This window comes from Streptomyces sp. NPDC005494 (assembly GCF_042872025.1).
In the GTDB taxonomy this organism is placed as follows: domain Bacteria; phylum Actinomycetota; class Actinomycetes; order Streptomycetales; family Streptomycetaceae; genus Streptomyces.
The window spans coordinates 319328-338236 of sequence record NZ_JBIAJR010000003.1; the positions used below are offsets into that span (position 1 = coordinate 319328).

The following is an 18909-nucleotide window of genomic DNA, read 5'->3' on the forward strand; positions in this document are numbered from 1 at the left end:
TGAGCATGCCGGCCCCCGGGGTTCCCACCCGGGGGCCGGCGGTGCGCAGTCACCCGGTGGGCCCCGGCTGCTCCCCCGGAGGGGACTTCGGCGGCCGGCCCCGGCGGGGGATGGGTGCCGCGCCCCCCGGGAGCCGGCCCGCCTCCGCGAGGGCGCGCCGCAGCAGGAACTCGATCTGCGCGTTCGCGCTGCGCAGCTCGTCCGACGCCCACCGTGCCAGCGCGTCGTGCACCGCCGGATCCAGCCGCAGCAGCATCTGCTTGCGGGCGGGGCCGCGCCGGGCCGGCCGGCCCGCGCCGGCGTCGGGAGGAGTCGCTTCGTCCGTCACTGGTAGAGCGTGCCCGTGTTCAGGACCGGCTGCGCGGCGCGGTCACCGCACAGCACCACCATCAGGTTGCTGACCATCGCCGCCTTGCGCTCGGAGTCGAGCTCGACGATGTCCTGCTCGGCGATCCGGGTCAGCGCCATCTCGACCATGCCCACCGCACCCTCGACGATCTGCTGCCGGGCCGCGACGACCGCGCCCGCCTGCTGCCGCTGGAGCATCGCGGAGGCGATCTCGGGGGCGTACGCGAGGTGGCTGAAGCGGGACTCGATGATCCGTACGCCCGCCGCCTGCACCCGGGCGGTGAGCTCCGCCGCGAGCTTCTCGGTGATCTCCTCGGCATTGCCCCGCAGCGAGAGACCGTCCTCCTCGTGGGCGTCGTACGGGTACTCGATCGCGATGTGCCGGACGGCCGCCTCGGTCTGGGTGGCGACGAACTCCAGGAAGTCGTCGACCTCGAAGAGCGCCTGCGCCGTGTCCTCGACCTTCCAGACGACGATCGCGGCCAGTTCGATCGGGTTGCCGTACGCGTCGTTGACCTTCAGGACGGCCGTCTCGTGGTTGCGGACACGGGTGGAGATCTTGCGGCTGGAGGTCAGCGGGTTGATCCACCGCAGGCCGTCCGCGCGGATCGTGCCGACGTACCGGCCGAAGAGCTGGATGACCCGGGCCTCGCCCGGAGCGACCATCTTCACACCGCTCATGCAGAAGAAGGAGGCGACGGTCAGGAGCAGGCCCAGGACGAAGAGCGGGATGCCGACGCCGTTGTGCCCGTCGGAGCCGAGCACGCCGCCGACGATGGCCAGGGCCACGCCGAGGAACACCCCGAGGACGGTCAGCAGGAGCCCCAGACCGCCGGGGATGGAATGAGCGGTCGTCTCCCTGACCTGCGGGGCAGGCATCTCGGGCGCGTCCGGGGTCAGGTCGGCGCCGGGATCGGTGGTGCTGGGAAGGCCGTGCTGTGCGGACATGGGTCCCCCGTTTCGTGCGGCATAGCGCCGCGCTAGCAATGTGATTACACATTAACGGGTTTCGCAACCTTGCGCATCCCTCGCGAGTCGGTTCCTTCAGGACCGGGTGCTGATTCTCACGTCCGGAAAAGACCGGATCGCTTGTCATTTGTCCAGGCTTTCGGTGTTAGCTGGCAGGTCTGACCGGAGCGGTACGAGCAGAAGAACAGGAGCACCACAGCGATGGGCCGAGCGGATGCGCGACGGGCTGCCAGGAGCGGTGGCAAACGCCGGCTCTTCACGTGGCGGAAGATCCTGGGTACGTTCTTCGGACTCTGCCTGCTCGTCATGGGGGCCTTCGCGGCGCTCTACATGTACGTCGACGTGCCTGAGGCCAACGACCAGGCCCAGAAGCAGAGCAACGTCTACAAGTACAGCGACGGCACGCTGCTGGCCCGGAGCAACTCCGAGGTCAACCGGGAGATAGTCGACCTCGGCGTCGTACCCGAGAGCGTCCAGCACGCCTTCGTCGCCGCCGAGAACAAGTCCTTCTACCGGGACCAGGGCGTCGACCTCAAGGGCACCACGCGCGGTCTGCTCAACACCCTCTCCGGCAAGGGCAAGCAGGGTGGCTCCACGATCACCCAGCAGTACGTGAAGAACTACTACCTCACGCAGGACCAGACGGTCACCCGCAAGCTCAAGGAACTGGTGATCTCGCTCAAGGTCGACCAGCGGATGAAGAAGGACGACATCCTCGCCGGCTACCTCAACACCGTGTACTACGGGCGCGGTGCGAGCGGTATCCAGGCGGCCGCACAGGCCTACTACGGCGTCGACGCCAAGGACCTCGACACCTCCCAGGGCGCCTACCTCGCCGCGCTGCTCCAGGCCCCGAGCCAGTACGACTGGGCGGTCGCCTCCAAGACCGGCAAGAAGCTGGTCAAGGAGCGCTGGGCCTACACGCTGGACAACATGGTCGACGAGGGCTGGCTCGACCAGGCCGAGCGGGACAAGCTGACCTTCCCCGTCCCTGACTCGCCCAAGGCGGCCCCCGGCATGGACGGCCAGACCGGCTACCTCGTCGAGGCCGCGAACGACGAGATGGAGCGCCAGGGCGTCACCGAGGAGATGCTCGACGCCGGCGGCTGGACCATCACCCTCAACATCGACAAGAAGAAGCAGAAGCAGCTGGAGAAGTCGGTCGACGCCCAGCTGGAGGACCAGCTCGACCGCAAGGCCAGCAAGGTCGACGCGACCGTCCAGGCGGGTGCCACCTCCGTCGACCCCAGGACGGGCAAGGTCGTCGCCCTCTACGGCGGAGTCGGTGCCACCGAGCACTGGATATCCAACGCCACCCGGCAGGACTACCAGCCCGCGTCCACCTTCAAGCCGCTGGTGCTCGCCTCCGCGCTGGAGAACGGGTCGAGGACCCAGAACGGCGACCTGATCGGTCTGAACACCGTGTACGACGGCACCAGCAAGCGCCCCGTCGTCGGCAGCGACACCCCGTTCGCCCCGCAGAACGAGGACGACATCAGCTACGACAGCCCCACCGTCCAGACGGCGATGGACAAGTCGATCAACTCCGTCTTCGCGCAGATGGTCGTCGACGTCACCCCGAGCGCGGTGAAAAAGACCGCCCTCGCCCTCGGCGTACCGGACAAGAACTTCCCCGAGCGGCCCGCGATCACGCTCGGCACCATGAACGCCTCGACGTGGGACATGGCCGGGGTCTACGCCACCCTCGACAACCACGGCAAGAAGGTCACCCCGACCATCGTCAAGTCCGCCGAGCACCGTGACCGCACCATGGAGCCCGTCGACGGCACCGGCGGCCAGGTGATCAGCCGGGCGTCCGCCGACACCGTGACGAAGGCGCTGACCGAGGTGGTCGACATCGGCTCCGGCCGTGCGGCGAACACCTCCGCCTACGACGCGGCGGGCAAGACGGGTACGTCGGAGAACAACAAGGCGGCGTGGTTCGCCGGGTACACCCCGGAGCTCACGACGGTCGTCGCCCTGTTCGGCGAGTCCACCAGGGACGGCGGAGGCCAGGTCACGCTGACCGGCACGGCCAACTCGGGCCGCGCCAACGGTGGCGGCTTCCCCGCGAGGATCTGGGCGGACTACACCCTCGGCGCGCTCGGCGGCGGCTCCGACGCGGCCTTCGACCTGGAGGGCGTCGAGCGTGGCGAGACGGCGGTGACCGAGAGCCCCTCGGTGACCCCCTCCGAGTCCGAGGAGCCCTCCGAGACCCCGTCCGAGGAGCCCGAGACGCCCTCACAGACGCCGAGCGAGACCCCGAGCGAGGAGTCGCCGCCGGCGCAGACGCCGAGCGAGACCCCCTCCGGGACGCCCAGCACGACGCCCAGCACGACCAAGGACCCCGGTGACGGGGACCAGCCGCCCGGCGAGCGGCCGGGCGCGGAGAATCTGCTGGGTCAGTAGACACACGAGGGGCGGGTGCCGGCCGGCACCCGCCCCTCGTGTGTGTCCGGCGGCAGCGGCCGTCCACCTTCTTCGCCACAGCCGGTCAGGTCGCTCCGTCCACGCCCCAGGTCAGCTCCGCCGACAGGATGTCGGCAACACGTGGAGCCGGCGTCGGAAGGACGATCAGGGGGTGGCCATCTCGAACCAGACGACCTTGCCCGTCGAGAGCCGGGTCGCGCCCCACCGCCTTGCCAGCCGGTTCACCAGGAACAGCCCGCGCCCGCCCTCGTCGGTCTCCCGCGCGCGCCGCTGCCTGGGCAGCTGCGGCGAGTCGTCGCCGACCTCGCAGCGCAGGATCTCGGTGCGCAGCAGCCGCAGCGTCACCGGCCGCTCCGCGTAGCGCACCGCGTTGGTGACCACCTCGCTGACCAGCAGTTCCACCTCGTCCGACAGATCGTCCAGACCCCACCGGCTCAGCGCCCTGCGGGCCAGCCTGCGTGCCCGGCCCGGCGCCGCGTCCTCCGGCTCCAGGGACCAGTAGGCGACATCGCTGGGCGCGATCCCGTCGAAGCGCGCGGCCAGCAGGGCGATGTCGTCGTCACGGTCTCCCGGGCCGAGCATGTCCAGCACGTCGTCGCAGAGAGCCTCCAGCGGCGGCGAGTGGTCCGGCCCGGTCAGCTGCGCGGTGGCCGCGAGCCGCTCCCGGAGGATCTCGATGCCCGTCCAGACGTCCCGCATACGGGACTCCACCAGGCCGTCCGTGTAGAGCAGCAGCGTGGCCCCGGCCGGCGCGTCCAGCTCGACGGCCTCGAAGTCGACCCCGCCGACCCCGATGGGAGCCCCCGGCGGCACCCGCAGCACCTCGGCCCGGCCGCCCAGGTGCAGCAGCACGGGCGGCGGATGGCCCGCGTTGGCGACCGTGATCCGGTGCGCGACCGGGTCGTACACCGCGTACAGACAGGTCGCCATGCGGTCGCTGCCGAGCCGCTGCGCCTGCTCGTCCAGATGATGCAGGACCTCCTGCGGCGGCAGGTCGAGGCCGGCCAGCGTCTGCGCGGTGGTGCGCAGCTGGCCCATGATCGCCGCGGACGTCATGGAGTGACCCATCACGTCACCCACGACCAGGGCGACCCGGCTGCCGGGAAGCGGGATCGCGTCGTACCAGTCCCCGCCGACCCGGGCCGTCTCGGCGGCCGGGAGATAGCGCGAGGCCAGGCGTACGCCGGTGGGCTGCGGCAGGGAGTCGGGCAGCATCGTGCGCTGCAACTCGTCTGCGATGTAGGCCTCGCGGCCGTACAGCACGGCCTTGTCGATGCCGAGCGCGGTGTGCGTGGCCAGCTGGGCGGCGACCAGCAGGTCGTTGGCCTCGAAGGGCGGACGGTCCGTGCCCCGCAGGAAGACGGCGGCACCGATCACCCGCCGCCGGCCGCGCAGCGGTGCCAGGATCGCGCGGTGCCCGGTGGGTACGGTCCGGCCGGCCCCCAGCAGCTCGGGCAGGGCGACGCGGGCGGCGGCGGAGTCCCCGAAGACGGGCCGTACCCCGCGCAGCACCTCGGCGAGCGCGCCGCCCGCCCGGATCTCGCACAGGTCGGCGGCCGGCAGCAGCCCGGCCTGCGGGTCCGTGACCGGCAGCCGCAGCCGCTCGCCGTCCGAACCGCTCTCGCTCTCCTCGTCGGGCAGCCGCAGCCTGTCCGTACGCCGCAGCCGCAGCACGAACGGACTCACCGGCCGCTCGTCGCCCACCGGGAGCGGGTCGCGCAGATAGACGAGTATGGCGTCGGAGAACGTGGGCACGCTCGCCCTGCACAGGCCGAGCACGATCTCGTCCAGGTCTATGCCCCTGGCGATCCGGCGGGTCGCCGCGCCCACGAACCGCAGCCGGTCGCCCTCGCGGCGGCTGACCGCATGGGTGTCGGCGCCGGGCGCGGCGGAGTCCGCGGCCGCGCCCGGAGCGGGATTCGGGACCGCCGCGGTGTTCGCGGCAGGATTCACCGCGGCCTCGGCCGCGGCGCCGGGCACCCGGGAGGGGCCGGGGATCGCGGCGGTGGCCGCGGCGCTCGGCGGTGCCTCCTGCTGCCGGGGCCGGGCGCGTTCCTGAGGCCGGGCAGCGAGCGGCTGCCGGCCTTCGTGGGAGGTGGGATGCTCCGTCACGCGTGGGGTTCCGTCCGTCCGGGCCGGTTGTATGAGGCAATCACCTTGTGAGGCGCCACTGTGCCCCGGCAGGAGCGCCGAGAACAACGGCTGTCACCGGATGCCCTCGGGAAAGGGGCCGAAACCGTACGGCCGCCGTGCGGTCTCCTACGGCGTCTCCCGGCGGCGGGGCAGCGGAAAGCAAGCACGTCTCCACCCCTCGTAGTGGTTCGTGCGACCGCACGGCCCACCCGGCTTCGTGGCCCGTGTGACTCGTGCGGTGCGTGCGGTGACTGGTGGTCAGGTCCCCGGCCGTTCGGGCCGGTTGCGGTGAAGCGGTCCGGCGAAGCTGTCCATGGAGGCCGATCCTACGTTTGCCCCCCTGGGGTGCATCAAGGGTCTCACGACGGCGTGGGGGCGGGGGCGCGGTCCCAGTCATCCGGCAGCGCGGGCACCTGCCACCGCGGGTCGGGCCTCCAGTGTTCCCAGCCGTCGCTGAACGGCGGGCCCCAGCGCCGGATCACCTCGACGGCCGCCAGGCCCGCCTCACGCACGCGCCCGGCGGTGGCGGCGTCCATCAGCCCGACCCGCTGCGCCTGGGCGAACTCGTCCTCGTCGAGCCACTCCCAGCTGTGGTCGGGACGCACGGAGATGTCGAGGAAGTGGTCCTGCGAGTCAACCCCGCCGGACCAGCGTGACCTCGGCTCCTCCAGGTTGACGTACCAGTTACGGAAGAGCCAGCCGCGGTCCCAGAACAGCCAGACGGACCACGGGTCACCCGGCCGGGCGAGCTTGAGCACACCCGAGCCGAACCAGCGCGAGCGCACCGTCGTGCGCGGGCGGGTGTAGCGGGTGGCGAGCGGTTCGGCGTGGACCTGGGTGCCGTCGGCCAGGACCGGCCGCACACACTCGGTGCCGGACGCCATCCAGACGGCCAGCAGCTCGTCGGTGTCCTGGACGACGGTGACGGGGCGGCAGATGTGCACCGCGGGGCCACCGCCGCCCGGCCTGCCGTTGGCCCGGTAGCGCCAGAGGATCTGGTCCCCCGGTGCCCAGTGGCCGCCGTCACCCGCACCCGCCGGGGTGCCTGCTCCCGTACCCGCTTCCGTCGCTGTCATGAAGAGATCTTAGGGACGTCGCCCCCGGCGCGCCGCCCCGCGCGTCATGGCCGGGTCATACGCAACACGTCGAGGGCCGCGTCGAGCTGTTCCCGCGTCAGGTCACCGCGCTCCACGTAACCCCCGGCCAGCACGGTCTCCCGGATCGTCGTGCCGTCGGCCAGGGACTTCTTGGCGACCTTCGCCGCTTCCTCGTAGCCGATGTACTTGTTCAGCGGGGTCACCACCGAGGGCGAGGACTCCGCGTACTGCCGCGCCCGCTCCGCGTTGGCCGTGATGCCGTCGACCGTGCGGTCGGCGAGCAGCCGGGAGGCGTTGGCGAGCAGCCGCACCGACTCCAGGAGGTTCTTCGCGATCACCGGGAGCATCACGTTGAGCTCGAAGTTGCCCGCGGCCCCGGCGGCGGCGACCGTGGCGTCGTTGCCCGTCACCTGGGCCGCGACCATCAGCACGGCCTCCGGGACGACCGGGTTGACCTTGCCCGGCATGATCGAGGAGCCGGGCTGGAGATCGGGCAGATTGATCTCGGCCAGCCCCGTGCGCGGCCCCGACGCCATCCAGCGCAGGTCGTTGGAGATCTTGGTGAGCGACACGGCGACGGTACGGAGCTGGCCGGAGGTCTCCACGAGTCCGTCCCTGGCCCCCTGCGCCTCGAAGTGGTCGCGGGCCTCCGTGAGCGGGAGCCCCGTGGTGCGGGCGACCTCGGCGATCACGGCGGCCGAGAAGCCGGGCGGCGTGTTGATCCCGGTCCCCACCGCCGTGCCCCCCAGGGGGAGTTCGGCGAGGCGGGGGAGCGAGGAGCGCAGCCGCTCCACGCCGTGGCGGATCTGGGCCGCGTAGCCGCCGAACTCCTGGCCCAGGGTGACGGGAGTGGCGTCCATCAGATGCGTACGGCCCGATTTCACGACGTCCGCGAATTCGGCCGATTTCCGCTCCAGGGAGGCGGCCAGGTGTTCGAGCGCCGGGATCAGATCCGCGGTGACGGCCGCGGTCGCGGCGATGTGGATGGAGGAGGGGAACACGTCGTTGGACGACTGGGAGGCGTTCACGTGGTCGTTGGGGTGCACCTCGCGCCCCAGCCGCTCGGCGGCGAGCGTGGCCACGACCTCGTTGGTGTTCATGTTCGAGGACGTGCCGGAACCGGTCTGGAACACGTCGACGGGGAAGTGCTCGTCCCAGCGCCCCTCCGCCACCTCGGCGGCGGCCGCCTGGACGGCGTCGGCGATCTCGGGGTCCAGCACCTTCAGCTCTGCGTTGACCTTGGCCGCGGCGGCCTTGATCCGGGCCAGGGCCTCGATGTGGGCCCGCTCGAGCCGTTGCCCGGAGATGGGGAAGTTCTCCACCGCGCGCTGTGTCTGCGCCCGCCACTTGGCGTGCGCGGGCACCCTCACCTCGCCCATCGAGTCGTGCTCGACGCGGTACTTCGTTTCCTCGGCCGATCCGTCCATGGTGTGCAAACCTCCTGATGCTGATGAGCGCGTGGTCCGTTCCCCGTATTCCCCGGGTGTCCCGCCGGGCGCCTCCCGGGCGCCGTCCGCCAGAAAATATCCGCACGCGGGCCGCCGGCCGGACATACGCGGCGGGTCGGGCGCCGTCGGAGGGCCCCGGGAACACCCCAGGGGTGCCCCGCCGTGGCGGGGCACCCCTGGGGACACTGCGTCCGGGCGGTCAGCCGAGGCCGGGACCGCGGACCGGGATGCTGGTGAAGGTCGGCGCCGGGGCGGGCTCGGTGAAGAAGTCGTTGCCCTTGTCGTCGACGACGATGAACGCGGGGAAGTCCTCCACCTCGATCCGCCAGACCGCCTCCATGCCGAGCTCCTCGTACTCGACGACCTCGACCTTCTTGATGCAGTCCTGGGCCAGACGCGCGGCGGGGCCGCCGATCGAGCCGAGGTAGAAACCGCCGTGCGCGTCGCAGGCGTCGGTGACCTGCTGGGAGCGGTTGCCCTTCGCGAGCATGACCTTGGACCCGCCCGCGGCCTGGAACTGGGCGACGTAGCTGTCCATGCGGCCGGCCGTCGTCGGGCCGAAGGAGCCGGAGGCGTAGCCCTCGGGGGTCTTCGCCGGGCCCGCGTAGTACACCGGGTGGTCCTTGAGGTACTGCGGCATCCCCTCGCCCGCGTCGAGCCGCTCCTTGATCTTGGCGTGCGCGATGTCGCGCGCCACGACCAGCGGGCCGGTGAGCGAGAGCCGGGTCTTGACCGGGTACTTGGTCAGCTCGGCCAGGATGTCGTCCATCGGCTGGTTCAGGTCGATCTTCACCACGTCACCGGACTCGTCCAGGTGCTCGTCGGTGGTGTCCGGGAGGAAGCGCGCCGGGTCCTTCTCCAGCTGCTCCAGGAACACGCCCTCGGCGGTGATCTTGGCGGTCGCCTGGCGGTCGGCCGAGCAGGACACGGCGATCGCGACGGGAAGCGAGGCGCCGTGCCGGGGGAGGCGGACGACCCGGACGTCGTGGCAGAAGTACTTGCCGCCGAACTGCGCGCCGATGCCGATCTTCTGGGTCAGCTCGAAGACCTTCTGCTCCAGCTCGTGGTCCCGGAAGCCGTGGCCGGTCGGGGAACCCTCGCCGGGCAGCTCGTCGAGGTAGTGGGCGGAGGCGTACTTCGCGGTCTTCAGCGCGAACTCGGCCGACGTGCCGCCGACCACGATCGCCAGGTGGTAGGGCGGGCAGGCCGCCGTACCCAGCGAACGGATCTTCTCCTCCAGGAACTTCATCATGGAGGTCTCGTTCAGGACCGCCTTGGTCTCCTGGTAGAGGAACGACTTGTTCGCCGAGCCGCCGCCCTTCGCCATGAAGAGGAACTTGTACGCGCCGCCGTCGGTCGCGTACAGCTCGATCTGCGCCGGGAGGTTCGAGCCGGTGTTCTTCTCGTCCCACATGGTCAGCGGCGCCATCTGCGAATAGCGCAGGTTCAGCTCGGTGTAGGCGTCGAAGATGCCGTGCGACAGCGCCTCCTCGTCACCGCCCTCGGTGAGGACGTTCTGCCCGCGCTTGCCCATGACGATGGCCGTACCGGTGTCCTGGCACATGGGGAGGACGCCCGCGGCGGCGATGTTCGCGTTCTTCAGCAGGTCCAGCGCGACGAACTTGTCGTTGGACGAGGCCTCGGGGTCGTCCACGATGCGGCGCAGCTGCGCCAGGTGGGCGGGGCGCAGATAGTGCGAGATGTCGTGCATGGCCTCGGCCGCGAGGGTGCGCAGAGCCTCCGGAGCCACCTTGAGGAACGTACGGCCGTCGGCCTCGAAGGTCGAGACGCCCTCGGCGGTCACCAGCCGGTACGGCGTGGTGTCCTCTCCCAGGGGGAGCAGATCGGAGTACGCAAACTCTGGCATTACGGCCATTCCTCACTCGGCGACAGCGGCTGACCACCCTTGGGCAGCGCATCCACCAGGGTAGAACCCCCGGGGCCCGCCGGGTCTGTGAGGTAAGGCTCACCCGGAAGGCCGGCAGTTCCCGGCCGCAATCCGGGCCGGGGGACGCGCGCGGGTACTGGTCGCGATCTATCGCGTTTGAGTAAGCTGGTCCGGTGGACCTCGAGAAGCAGCCCCAGCAGCCCGTCGCTCCGGCCGGTCCCGCGCCTGCCGGAATCCGAGCGTCCGACGCGGACCGGGACCGGATCGCGGACATCCTGCGCGAGGCCATGGCCGAGGGCCGGCTGACCGCCGAGGAGCATGCCGAGCGGGTCGACCTCGTCTACCGGGCCAAGACCGTGGGCGAACTCGAGCCGCTGGTGCGGGACCTGCCGGTACAGCCCGGCCCCGCCCGCCCCTCCGCCCCGGCCTACGGGTACGACGCCGAGGCCCCGACCGGGCCCGCCGAGAATCTGGTGGCGGTGTTCAGCAGCTCCACCCGCAAGGGGCGCTGGCGGGTCAGTGGCCGTACGAACGCCTTCGCGGTCTTCGGCAGCGTCGAGATCGACCTGACCGAGGCGCTGTTCGGCCAGCGGCTCACGGTCATCAACGCCACCTCCGTCTTCGGCAGCGTCGAGATCAAGGTGCCCGAGAACATCTCGCTGCGCGGCAGCGGTACGGGCATTTTCGGCAATTTCGAAGTCGACACACTGGAATCCGCCGACCCGGAAGCACCGGTGGTCATCGTGAACGGCTACTCCGTTCTCGGCAGCGTCGAGGCAAAACCCAAGCGTGGCAAGCTCATTGCCAATCTGCACAAGCAGTTGCGCAAGCACCTCGGCCACTGACGGCGGTCGGCGGGGACGGCGCGATTTTCGGCCAGATTCCGATTCGGCGGCCTTGCGCGAGGCCGAAGGCGGCGCCACTCAGTGCATAGGCGTGCGTACAGCGGGTAGGGACAGCTGCATCGTCTCGCGCTCACGAAGCCCAAGCCGTCGTCAGGAGTGGACCGTGCTGCATTCGCCGCATCAGCCCCTGCAGGTCGCCGCCGTTCCTTCCCAGCGCACTCCCGCGCGGGAGGACCAGGCGGGGCCCTGGCACTCGGAGGCGGTGTGCCGCCGGGACGAAGCCGGGCTGTTCTTCGCTCCGTCGAAGGAGCCTACCGCTGCCCGGCTCTCCCGCGAAGAGGCCGCGAAGCAGGTCTGCGCGAGGTGCCCGGTGATGGTCGAGTGCCGGGAGCACGCCCTCATACAGCCCGAGCCCTACGGGGTCTGGGGCGGACTGACCGCCGCCGAACGCCGGGTGGTGCTCGCCCGGCGCCGCCGGCGGGACATGGAGCTCAAGGCCGCCGCCCCGGCGGAGCGGATAGCCGCGGCCGGCTGAGCCTCGCGCGCGAACGGATGTGGGGGCCGCCCGCGCGGGCGGCCCCCACATCCGTTCGGCCGGGTCTCCTGAGGCGGCGCGGTCACGCGACGCGGACACCCGGCCCCTTGCCCGGCTCTCCTGCCCGGCCGCCGTGCCCGGCCGTCGTGCCCGGCCCTTCGGCTCGGCTGGGTTGCCCGGCCGCTCAGCTGCTCAGTCGGCGGTTACTTGGCGCGGTCGAAGTCGATGGCGCTGTAGGCGCGCAGCTTCGAGAGCCGGTGTGTCGAGTCGATCTTCCGGATCGTGCCGGACTTGGACCGCATCACCAGGGACTCCGTGGTCGCCGTCTCCGCGCGGTACCGCACACCGCGCAGGAGTTCGCCGTCGGTGATCCCGGTGGCGACGAAGAACACGTTGTCCCCGCTGACGAGGTCGTCCGTCGAGAGCACCCGGTCGAGGTCGTGACCGGCGTCCAGCGCACGCTGCCGCTCCGCCTCGTCCTTGGGCCAGAGCTTGCCCTGGATGACACCGCCGAGGCACTTTATGGCGCAGGCCGAGATGATGCCCTCAGGGGTTCCGCCGATCCCCATGAGCAGGTCGACGCCGGTGCCCTCGCGTGCGGCCATGATCGAGCCGGCGACGTCGCCGTCGGAGATGAACTTGATCCGGGCGCCCGTCTCCCGGATCTCCTTGACGATGCCGTCGTGCCGCGGGCGGTCGAGGATGACGACGGTGACGTCCTCGGGGGTGGAGCTCTTGGCCTTGGCGACGCGCCGGATGTTCACGGACACGGGGGCGTTGATGTCGACGAAGTCGGCCGCCTCGGGCCCGGTGACCAGCTTGTCCATGTAGAAGACCGCGGACGGGTCGAACATCGCGCCGCGGTCGGCGGCGGCCAGGACGGCGATCGCGTTGGGCATGCCCTTGGCGTTGAGTGTGGTGCCGTCGATCGGGTCGACGGCGATGTCGACCTCGGCTCCGGTGCCGTCGCCGACCCGCTCGCCGTTGAACAGCATGGGGGCTTCGTCCTTCTCGCCCTCACCGATGACGACGATGCCGTTCATCGACACCGTGGAGACGAGGGTGCGCATGGCTTTCACGGCGGCGCCGTCGGCGCCGATCTTGTCGCCGCGGCCGACCCAGCGTCCGGCGGCCATGGCGGCGGCCTCGGTGACCCGGACCAGTTCCAGGGCCAGGTTGCGGTCTGGGGCCTCCGGGGAGACCTCGAGCTGGGACGGCAGATGATGCTCGGACATCGGAGCGCACCTTTCTGTACGACGACGACCGGAAAAGAGGGTGCTGTGACTCTATCGGTAGGTCGATAAAATGAGCAGAGCGGGTCACGAATGAGCGGATGCCCGCTGGAGGGGCGCCCGGGGGCTCATGCCACCATTGGGTCCGTGGCAAGCATGCGAGGCAAGCAGACCGTCCGGGACATGTTCCTGTCGATGCTCGTGATCACCGCAGTGGCGGGCGTCGTCTACATCTTCATCCCGCACGACGACAAGGCCGACCCGATCAAGGCGGTCGACTACCGGGTCGAGCTCGCGACGGCCCGTCGCGCCGCGCCGTATCCCGTCGCGGCCCCGGCCGGGCTGTCGAAGGACTGGAAGCCGACCTCCGTCTCGTACGAGAGCCAGGCGGGTGCGGGCTGGCACCTGGGTTTCCTCGACCCGGACGGCCGGTACGTCGCGGTGGAGCAGTCCACGACCCCCGCGAAGAAGTACGTCCCCGAGGTCAGTCACGACGCCGAGGACACCGGCCGCACCCAGGAAGTCGCCGGCGAGGAGTGGCAGCGCTGGGAGGGCCCGAAGTACGACGCCCTCGTGCTGCACGCCGAGGGTGTCACCACGGTCGTCACCGGCTCGGCCCCGATGGAGAGCCTGACGGAGATGGCCGCGGCACTGAAGACGGCCTCCTGAGGCCCCACGCGCATACGGAAGGGCCCCCGACGCTCGGCGTCGGGGGCCCTTCCGTATGCGCGGCCTGAGGGATCAGACGGTCGTGACGACCTCGTCGTAGGACAGGCGGGGCAGGCGCGGGAACCAGGCGTCCTCGCCGGGCTTGCCGATGTTGACGGCCATGAGCAGCTTGTGGTCGCCGTCCAGGAACTCCTTCTCGATGCCCGCGGCGTCGAAGCCGGTCATCGGGCCGGCGGCCAGGCCGGCGGCCCGGACGCCGATGATGAAGTAGGCGGCCTGGAGCGCGGCGTTCAGGGCGGCGGACTGCTCGCGGACCGGGCGCTCGGAGAAGAACGCGTCCTTGGCCTGCGGGAAGTGCGGCAGGAGCGCCGGGAGCTCCTCGTGGAACTCGTGGTCCGCGACCAGGAGGGCGACCAGCGGGGCGGCCGTGGTCTTCGGGCGGTTGCCCTCGGCCATGTGCTTGACCAGGCGCTCGCGGCCCTCGGCCGAGCGGACCAGGACGACGCGCAGCGGCGACTGGTTGAAGGCGGTGGGGCCGAACTTGACCAGGTCGTAGATCGCCTGGACCTGCTCGTCGGTCACCGGCTCGTCGGTGAACGTGTTGGCAGTGCGGGCCTCGCGGAAGAGGAGGTCCTGGGCGGCGGGGTCAAGAACGAGGGACATCTGGAGCAGTACCTTCCGAACGAATGCAGGGGGTCGAGCGATGTGATCACCGTAGCCGAGTAATAGATTAAATTTCAACTAAATCGACCCCGGAGTGATCCACCGCACAGCCTTCGCCGCATGAAGGACGCGATGAACGAGAACGCGGTGCCTGACCCACCGTCGGGACCGCTGCCTACGGGCCCGGGCGTACGGGGACGCTGCCTACGGGCCCGGGCGTACCGGGACGCTGCCTACGGGCCCGGGCGTACCGGGACGCTGCCTACGGGCCCGGGCGTACAGGGACGCTGCCTACGGGCCCTGGGCGTACAGGGACCGCTGCCTGCTCGCCCCGTTACGAGACCGCGTCCGGGACCGCCGGGCGCGCCCCTCAGTCCGTGCTGCCGCCGCCGTCCGGCGTGGGCTCCTCCGGGCGGGCCAGCGCCGCGTCCAGGCGGGCGCGCGCTCCCTCCAGCCAGTGCCGGCACACCTTCGCCAGCTCCTCGCCGCGCTCCCACAGGGCCAGCGACTCCTCCAGCGTCGTGCCGCCCGCCTCCAGGCGGCGTACGACCTCGATCAGCTCGTCCCGCGCCTGCTCGTATCCGAGCGTGCCCGTCGCGGCAGCCGTCGTCGTCCCGTCGTCCGTCATGCCGTCCACCCTATGCGCGGGGTCCGACAGACCCGGCCCCTCACTCCGCGACCCGTACGGTGAACTCGCCCTCGGAGACCCGCGCGCGCAGTTCGTCGCCCGGCGCCCCGGCCTCCTCGGGGGAGCGCACCACGTGGCCGTCCGGCCGCTGGAGCACCGCGTACCCGCGCTCCAGCGTGGCCGCGGGCGACAGCGCGACCACCCGGGCCCTGGTGTGCGCGAGCTCCGAATCCGCGCGGTCCAGCAGATGCCCCAGCACCCGGCGGCTGCGCCCCACCAGCGCGTCGACCTCCGCGGCCCGCTCGTCCACCATCCGGTGCGGGTGTTCCATCGAGGACCGGCCCAGCGCGTGCGCCAGCCCTCGCTCCTCCCGGTCGATCAGCCCCCGCACGGTCCGCAGCGCCCGGTCCCGCAGCTGCTGCACGCGGTCGAGCTCCTCGCCCACGTCAGGGACGACCTTCTTCGCCGCGTCCGTAGGCGTCGACGCCCGCACATCGGCCACCAGGTCGAGCAGGGGCGAGTCCGGCTCGTGCCCGATGGCGGAGACCACCGGGGTACGGCAGGCCGCCACCGCGCGGATCAGCTCCTCGTCCGAGAACGGCAGCAGATCCTCCACGCTGCCGCCGCCACGGGCGACGACGATCACGTCCACCTCGGGCAGCGCGTCCAGCTCCTTGACCGCCTGGACCACCTGATTCACCGCGTGCACACCCTGCACGGCCGTGTTGCGCACCTCGAAGCGCACGGCGGGCCAGCGCCGTCGTGCGTTCTCCAGCACATCGCGCTCCGCCGCCGACGCGCGCCCGGACACCAGGCCGATCAGCTGCGGCAGGAACGGCAGCGGCTTCTTGCGGTCCAGGGCGAAGAGGCCCTCGGCCGCCAGCGACTTCTTCAGCTGTTCCAGCCGCACCAGCAGCTCGCCGATGCCCACCGGCCGTATCTCGGTGGCCCGCAGGGACAGCTGCCCCCGGGGGGCGTACCACTCGGGCTTCGCGAGCACGACCACCCGCGCGCCCTCCGTCACCACATCGGCGATCCGGTCGAAGACCTGCCGGAAGCAGGTCACGCTCACCGAGATGTCGTGGGAGGGGTCGCGCAGCGTCAGGAACACCACCCCGGCGCCCGGCCTGCGCGACAGCTGGGTGATCTGCCCCTCCACCCAGACCGCGCCGAGCCGGTCGATCCAGCCGCCGATCAGGCGTGACACGTCGCCGACGGGCAGCGGGGCTTCCGGGGACGTAGTGAGAGCCATACGGGCGAGCGTATCGGCCGCGACCGACAAACAGGGCTCTTCGTCCGGGCCGTGCCGGACGCCCGCAGCGCCGGCCGCGCCGGCCGCCCGCGGTTCCGGGCCGCCCGCGCGATGGACGCCAGCCGCCCGGGCGGCGGACGCCAGGAGGCCCCACCGCACCGCCAGCCGCCCGGGCGGCGGACGCCAGGAGGCCCGGCGGCCCCACCGCACCGCCAGCCGCCCGGGCGGCGGACGCTAGGCGGACCGCCGCCCCCACTGCACCGCCAGCACCACCAGCCCGATCCCCAGCCAGCACAGCCCGACCAGCTGGGCGCTCGTCGTCGCCTCCAGGATCACCGCGATCAGGATGGCCGCACCCACCACCGGCATCAGCACGTGCCGCCACCAGCTCGGCGGGCCCTCCATCCGGCGTACGGCGAACCAGCCGACCACCGACGCGTGCAGCAGCACGAACGCCGTGAGCGCGCCGATGTCCACCACCGACACCAGATGGTCGAGCCCGTCGTCGCGCCGGGCCGCCCAGACCGCCGCCACCAGGGTCACCACCGCGGCCCCCGTGATCGCCACCCGCGGCACCCCGGACCTGGAATCGACCTGGGAGAGGAACGAGGGCAGCCGCCGCTCCCTGGCCATCGCGAACACGAGTCGCCCGGCAGCCGCCTGCCCGGCCAGCGCCGCGAACGCCGCGCCGATCGCCTTGCTCACGGCCACCAGGTCGTGCAGCCAGGTCCCGACCGAGGCGTCCACCGCGTCGTAGAAGGCCGATCCCTGCTTCTCCGGATCCGCCGCCAGCTCCGCCGAGGACACCGGCTCCAGCAGCGCCGCCAGATACGACTGGGCCACGAAGAGCACCCCGGCGAGCACCAGACAGAACAGGACGGCCCGCGCCACCTTCGCCGAGCCGCCCGTCACCTCCTCGGCGAAGGAGGCGATCGCGTCGAAGCCCAGATACGAGAGCACCGCGACGGACACCGCCCCCAGCACCGCGGTCATCGAGAACGCGGAGTCCCCGGTCAGCGGCGTCAGCCAGCCCCGCTGCGCCCCGTCCCTGGCCAGCACCACCACCGCCGACACCACGAACACCAGCAGCACCACGATCTCCATGGCGAGCACCGCGAAGCCGACCCGGGCGGCCGCCCGCACGCCCCAGAGGTTGAGGGCGGTCGTCACGACGACGGCGATCGCCGTCCACACCCACCGCGACACCTCGGGCACCAGCGCGTTCATCGCGATCCCCGAGAAGAGGTAGGCGACCGCGGGGATGAGCAGGTAGTCGAGCATCGCCATCCACCCGGCGATGAACCCGGGTCCTTCCCCCAGCCCTTTGCGGGCGTACGCGAAGACCGACCCGGCGAGCGGGGCGACGTGCACCATCTGCGCGTAACTGAACGCGGTGAAGGCCATCACGACCGTCGCCACGAGATACACCAGCGCCACAGCCCCTCCGGACTTGGCGTCCAGGGTGCCGAACACGCCGACCGGGGCCATCGGTGCGATGAACAGCAACCCGTAGACCACCAGGTCCCTGAACCCGAGTGTGCGGTGCAGCCTTCCCTCGTCCGTGCTGCTGCCGGCCATGAACCCTCCATCGCTTGATCGCGTACGCATCAGTCTCCCGACCATGCCGATCCGGCGCCTGTTCGGTACGGCCTTACGATGGGACGCATGACTGCTACGCCCAGCCCGTCACCCGCCGCCGCCCCGAGTGGAGGCGCTACGCGCCGCAGTAACACCCGCCGTGTCCTGCTCGCCGCGCCCCGTGGCTACTGCGCGGGCGTGGACCGCGCCGTGATCGCCGTCGAGAAGGCCCTGGAGCAGTACGGGGCCCCGATCTACGTCCGCCACGAGATCGTGCACAACAAGTACGTCGTGCAGACGCTCGAGAAGAAGGGCGCGATCTTCGTCGACGTGACCGCGGAGGTGCCCGAGGGCTCCATCGTGATGTTCTCCGCGCACGGAGTCGCCCCGACCGTCCACGCCGAGGCCGCCGAGCGCAAGCTCGCCACCATCGACGCGACCTGCCCGCTGGTCACCAAGGTCCACAAGGAAGCCGTCCGCTACGCCAAGGAGGACTACGACATCCTCCTGATCGGGCACGAGGGCCACGAGGAAGTCATCGGCACGAGCGGCGAGGCGCCCGACCACATCACGCTGGTCGACGGTCCCGAGGACGTCGCGAACGTCGAGGTCCGCGACGAGTCGAAGGTCGTCTGGCTCTCCCAGACCACGCTCTCCGTCGACGAGACGATGGAGACCGTCGGCGCGCTCAAGCAGAAGTTCCCGAACCTCCTCTCCCCGCCGAGCGACGACATCTGCTACGCCACGCAGAACCGTCAGATCGCGGTGAAGAAGCTGGCCGAGGACGCGGAGCTGGTCATCGTCGTGGGCTCCAAGAACTCCTCCAACTCGATCCGCATGGTCGAGGTCGCCCTCGACGCGGGCGCGCCCGCCGCCCACCTGGTCGACTTCGCCGACGAGATCGACGAGGCATGGCTGGAAGGCGTCACCACCGTCGGCCTCACCTCGGGAGCCTCGGTCCCCGACGTCCTGGTCGACGGCGTCCTGGAGTGGCTGGGCGAGCGAGGTTACGCCGACGTGGAGACGGTGAAGACCGCCGACGAGTCGATCACCTTCTCGCTGCCCAAGGAGCTCCGGCGCGACCTGCGTGCCGAGGCCGCCGCGCTCTCCGCCGGGTGACCCGGGCTCTCCGCCGAGCAACCCCGGCTCTCCGCCGGACAACCCAGCCTCCTCGCCGGACAACCCGGGCGCGCT

At 71.2% G+C, this 18909-nt stretch carries 16 protein-coding genes; 5 read left to right on the forward strand and 11 right to left on the reverse strand.

Annotated elements, in window-relative coordinates:
• Positions 1-49 precede the first annotated feature (49 nt).
• On the reverse strand, positions 50-328 hold the full coding sequence (locus ACFYQ6_RS11420; RefSeq protein ID WP_388762603.1) for a hypothetical protein: 279 nt from the start codon (positions 326-328) through the stop codon (positions 50-52).
• Entirely contained in the window at positions 325-1296 is a 972-nt protein-coding gene (locus ACFYQ6_RS11425) for an SPFH domain-containing protein (RefSeq protein ID WP_361579991.1), read from the reverse strand. The genes ACFYQ6_RS11420 and ACFYQ6_RS11425 overlap by 4 nt, the downstream gene beginning before the upstream one ends.
• Before the next feature lie 222 nt (positions 1297-1518).
• Between ACFYQ6_RS11425 and ACFYQ6_RS11430 the strand changes: the two genes are divergently transcribed.
• On the forward strand, positions 1519-3726 hold the full coding sequence (locus ACFYQ6_RS11430) for a transglycosylase domain-containing protein (protein ID WP_361579993.1): 2208 nt from the start codon (positions 1519-1521) through the stop codon (positions 3724-3726).
• Positions 3727-3891: 165 nt separating this feature from the next.
• On the opposite strand, the gene ACFYQ6_RS11435 is transcribed toward ACFYQ6_RS11430, so the two are convergent.
• The 4 genes from ACFYQ6_RS11435 to ACFYQ6_RS11450 all read right to left on the reverse strand — a co-directional run bounded on the left by ACFYQ6_RS11435 (position 3892) and on the right by ACFYQ6_RS11450 (position 10292).
• Positions 3892-5859, reverse strand: coding sequence for a SpoIIE family protein phosphatase (locus ACFYQ6_RS11435; RefSeq protein ID WP_388762606.1), 1968 nt, complete (start codon positions 5857-5859; stop codon positions 3892-3894).
• Between the two features lie 380 nt (positions 5860-6239).
• Positions 6240-6956, reverse strand: a complete 717-nt coding sequence (locus ACFYQ6_RS11440; RefSeq protein ID WP_361579997.1) for a DUF402 domain-containing protein — start codon at positions 6954-6956, stop codon at positions 6240-6242.
• Between the two features lie 44 nt (positions 6957-7000).
• Positions 7001-8404: a class II fumarate hydratase gene (locus tag ACFYQ6_RS11445; protein ID WP_361579999.1), complete on the reverse strand. Its 1404-nt coding sequence runs from the start codon at positions 8402-8404 to the stop codon at positions 7001-7003.
• 220 nt (positions 8405-8624) lie between these two features.
• Positions 8625-10292 (reverse strand): fumarate hydratase, encoded by a 1668-nt coding sequence (locus tag ACFYQ6_RS11450; protein WP_388762611.1) that lies wholly within the window; start codon positions 10290-10292, stop codon positions 8625-8627.
• A gap of 194 nt (positions 10293-10486) precedes the next feature.
• Between ACFYQ6_RS11450 and ACFYQ6_RS11455 the strand changes: the two genes are divergently transcribed.
• Both ACFYQ6_RS11455 and ACFYQ6_RS11460 read left to right on the forward strand, forming a co-directional pair.
• Complete coding sequence (locus ACFYQ6_RS11455; RefSeq protein WP_361580003.1) at positions 10487-11158, forward strand: DUF1707 domain-containing protein; 672 nt, start codon at positions 10487-10489, stop codon at positions 11156-11158.
• 163 nt (positions 11159-11321) lie between these two features.
• On the forward strand, positions 11322-11693 hold the full coding sequence (locus ACFYQ6_RS11460) for a WhiB family transcriptional regulator (RefSeq protein ID WP_361580005.1): 372 nt from the start codon (positions 11322-11324) through the stop codon (positions 11691-11693).
• A gap of 203 nt (positions 11694-11896) precedes the next feature.
• Here ACFYQ6_RS11460 and glpX read toward each other — a convergent pair whose 3' ends face one another.
• Entirely contained in the window at positions 11897-12928 is a 1032-nt protein-coding gene (glpX, locus tag ACFYQ6_RS11465; protein ID WP_145803600.1) for a class II fructose-bisphosphatase, read from the reverse strand.
• A 144-nt stretch (positions 12929-13072) separates the two neighbouring features.
• Here glpX and ACFYQ6_RS11470 point away from each other — a divergent pair, with 144 nt between their 5' ends.
• Positions 13073-13594, forward strand: a complete 522-nt coding sequence (locus ACFYQ6_RS11470) for a DUF4245 domain-containing protein (protein WP_361580007.1) — start codon at positions 13073-13075, stop codon at positions 13592-13594.
• A 72-nt stretch (positions 13595-13666) separates the two neighbouring features.
• Here ACFYQ6_RS11470 and ACFYQ6_RS11475 read toward each other — a convergent pair whose 3' ends face one another.
• The 4 genes from ACFYQ6_RS11475 to ACFYQ6_RS11490 form a co-directional block, all read right to left on the reverse strand.
• Positions 13667-14257: a malonic semialdehyde reductase gene (locus ACFYQ6_RS11475; RefSeq protein ID WP_356737838.1), complete on the reverse strand. Its 591-nt coding sequence runs from the start codon at positions 14255-14257 to the stop codon at positions 13667-13669.
• Between the two features lie 370 nt (positions 14258-14627).
• Entirely contained in the window at positions 14628-14885 is a 258-nt protein-coding gene (locus ACFYQ6_RS11480; RefSeq protein WP_361580010.1) for an exodeoxyribonuclease VII small subunit, read from the reverse strand.
• A 40-nt stretch (positions 14886-14925) separates the two neighbouring features.
• Positions 14926-16137, reverse strand: a complete 1212-nt coding sequence (gene xseA / locus ACFYQ6_RS11485) for an exodeoxyribonuclease VII large subunit (RefSeq protein WP_361580012.1) — start codon at positions 16135-16137, stop codon at positions 14926-14928.
• Positions 16138-16371: 234 nt separating this feature from the next.
• Positions 16372-17715, reverse strand: a complete 1344-nt coding sequence (locus ACFYQ6_RS11490; protein WP_361580014.1) for an APC family permease — start codon at positions 17713-17715, stop codon at positions 16372-16374.
• Between the two features lie 78 nt (positions 17716-17793).
• On the opposite strand from ACFYQ6_RS11490, the gene ACFYQ6_RS11495 reads away from it, so the two are divergent.
• Positions 17794-18834 carry a 4-hydroxy-3-methylbut-2-enyl diphosphate reductase gene (locus ACFYQ6_RS11495; RefSeq protein ID WP_388762617.1) on the forward strand — a complete coding sequence of 347 codons (1041 nt, stop codon included), beginning with the start codon at positions 17794-17796 and terminating at the stop codon, positions 18832-18834.
• Positions 18835-18909 lie beyond the last annotated feature (75 nt).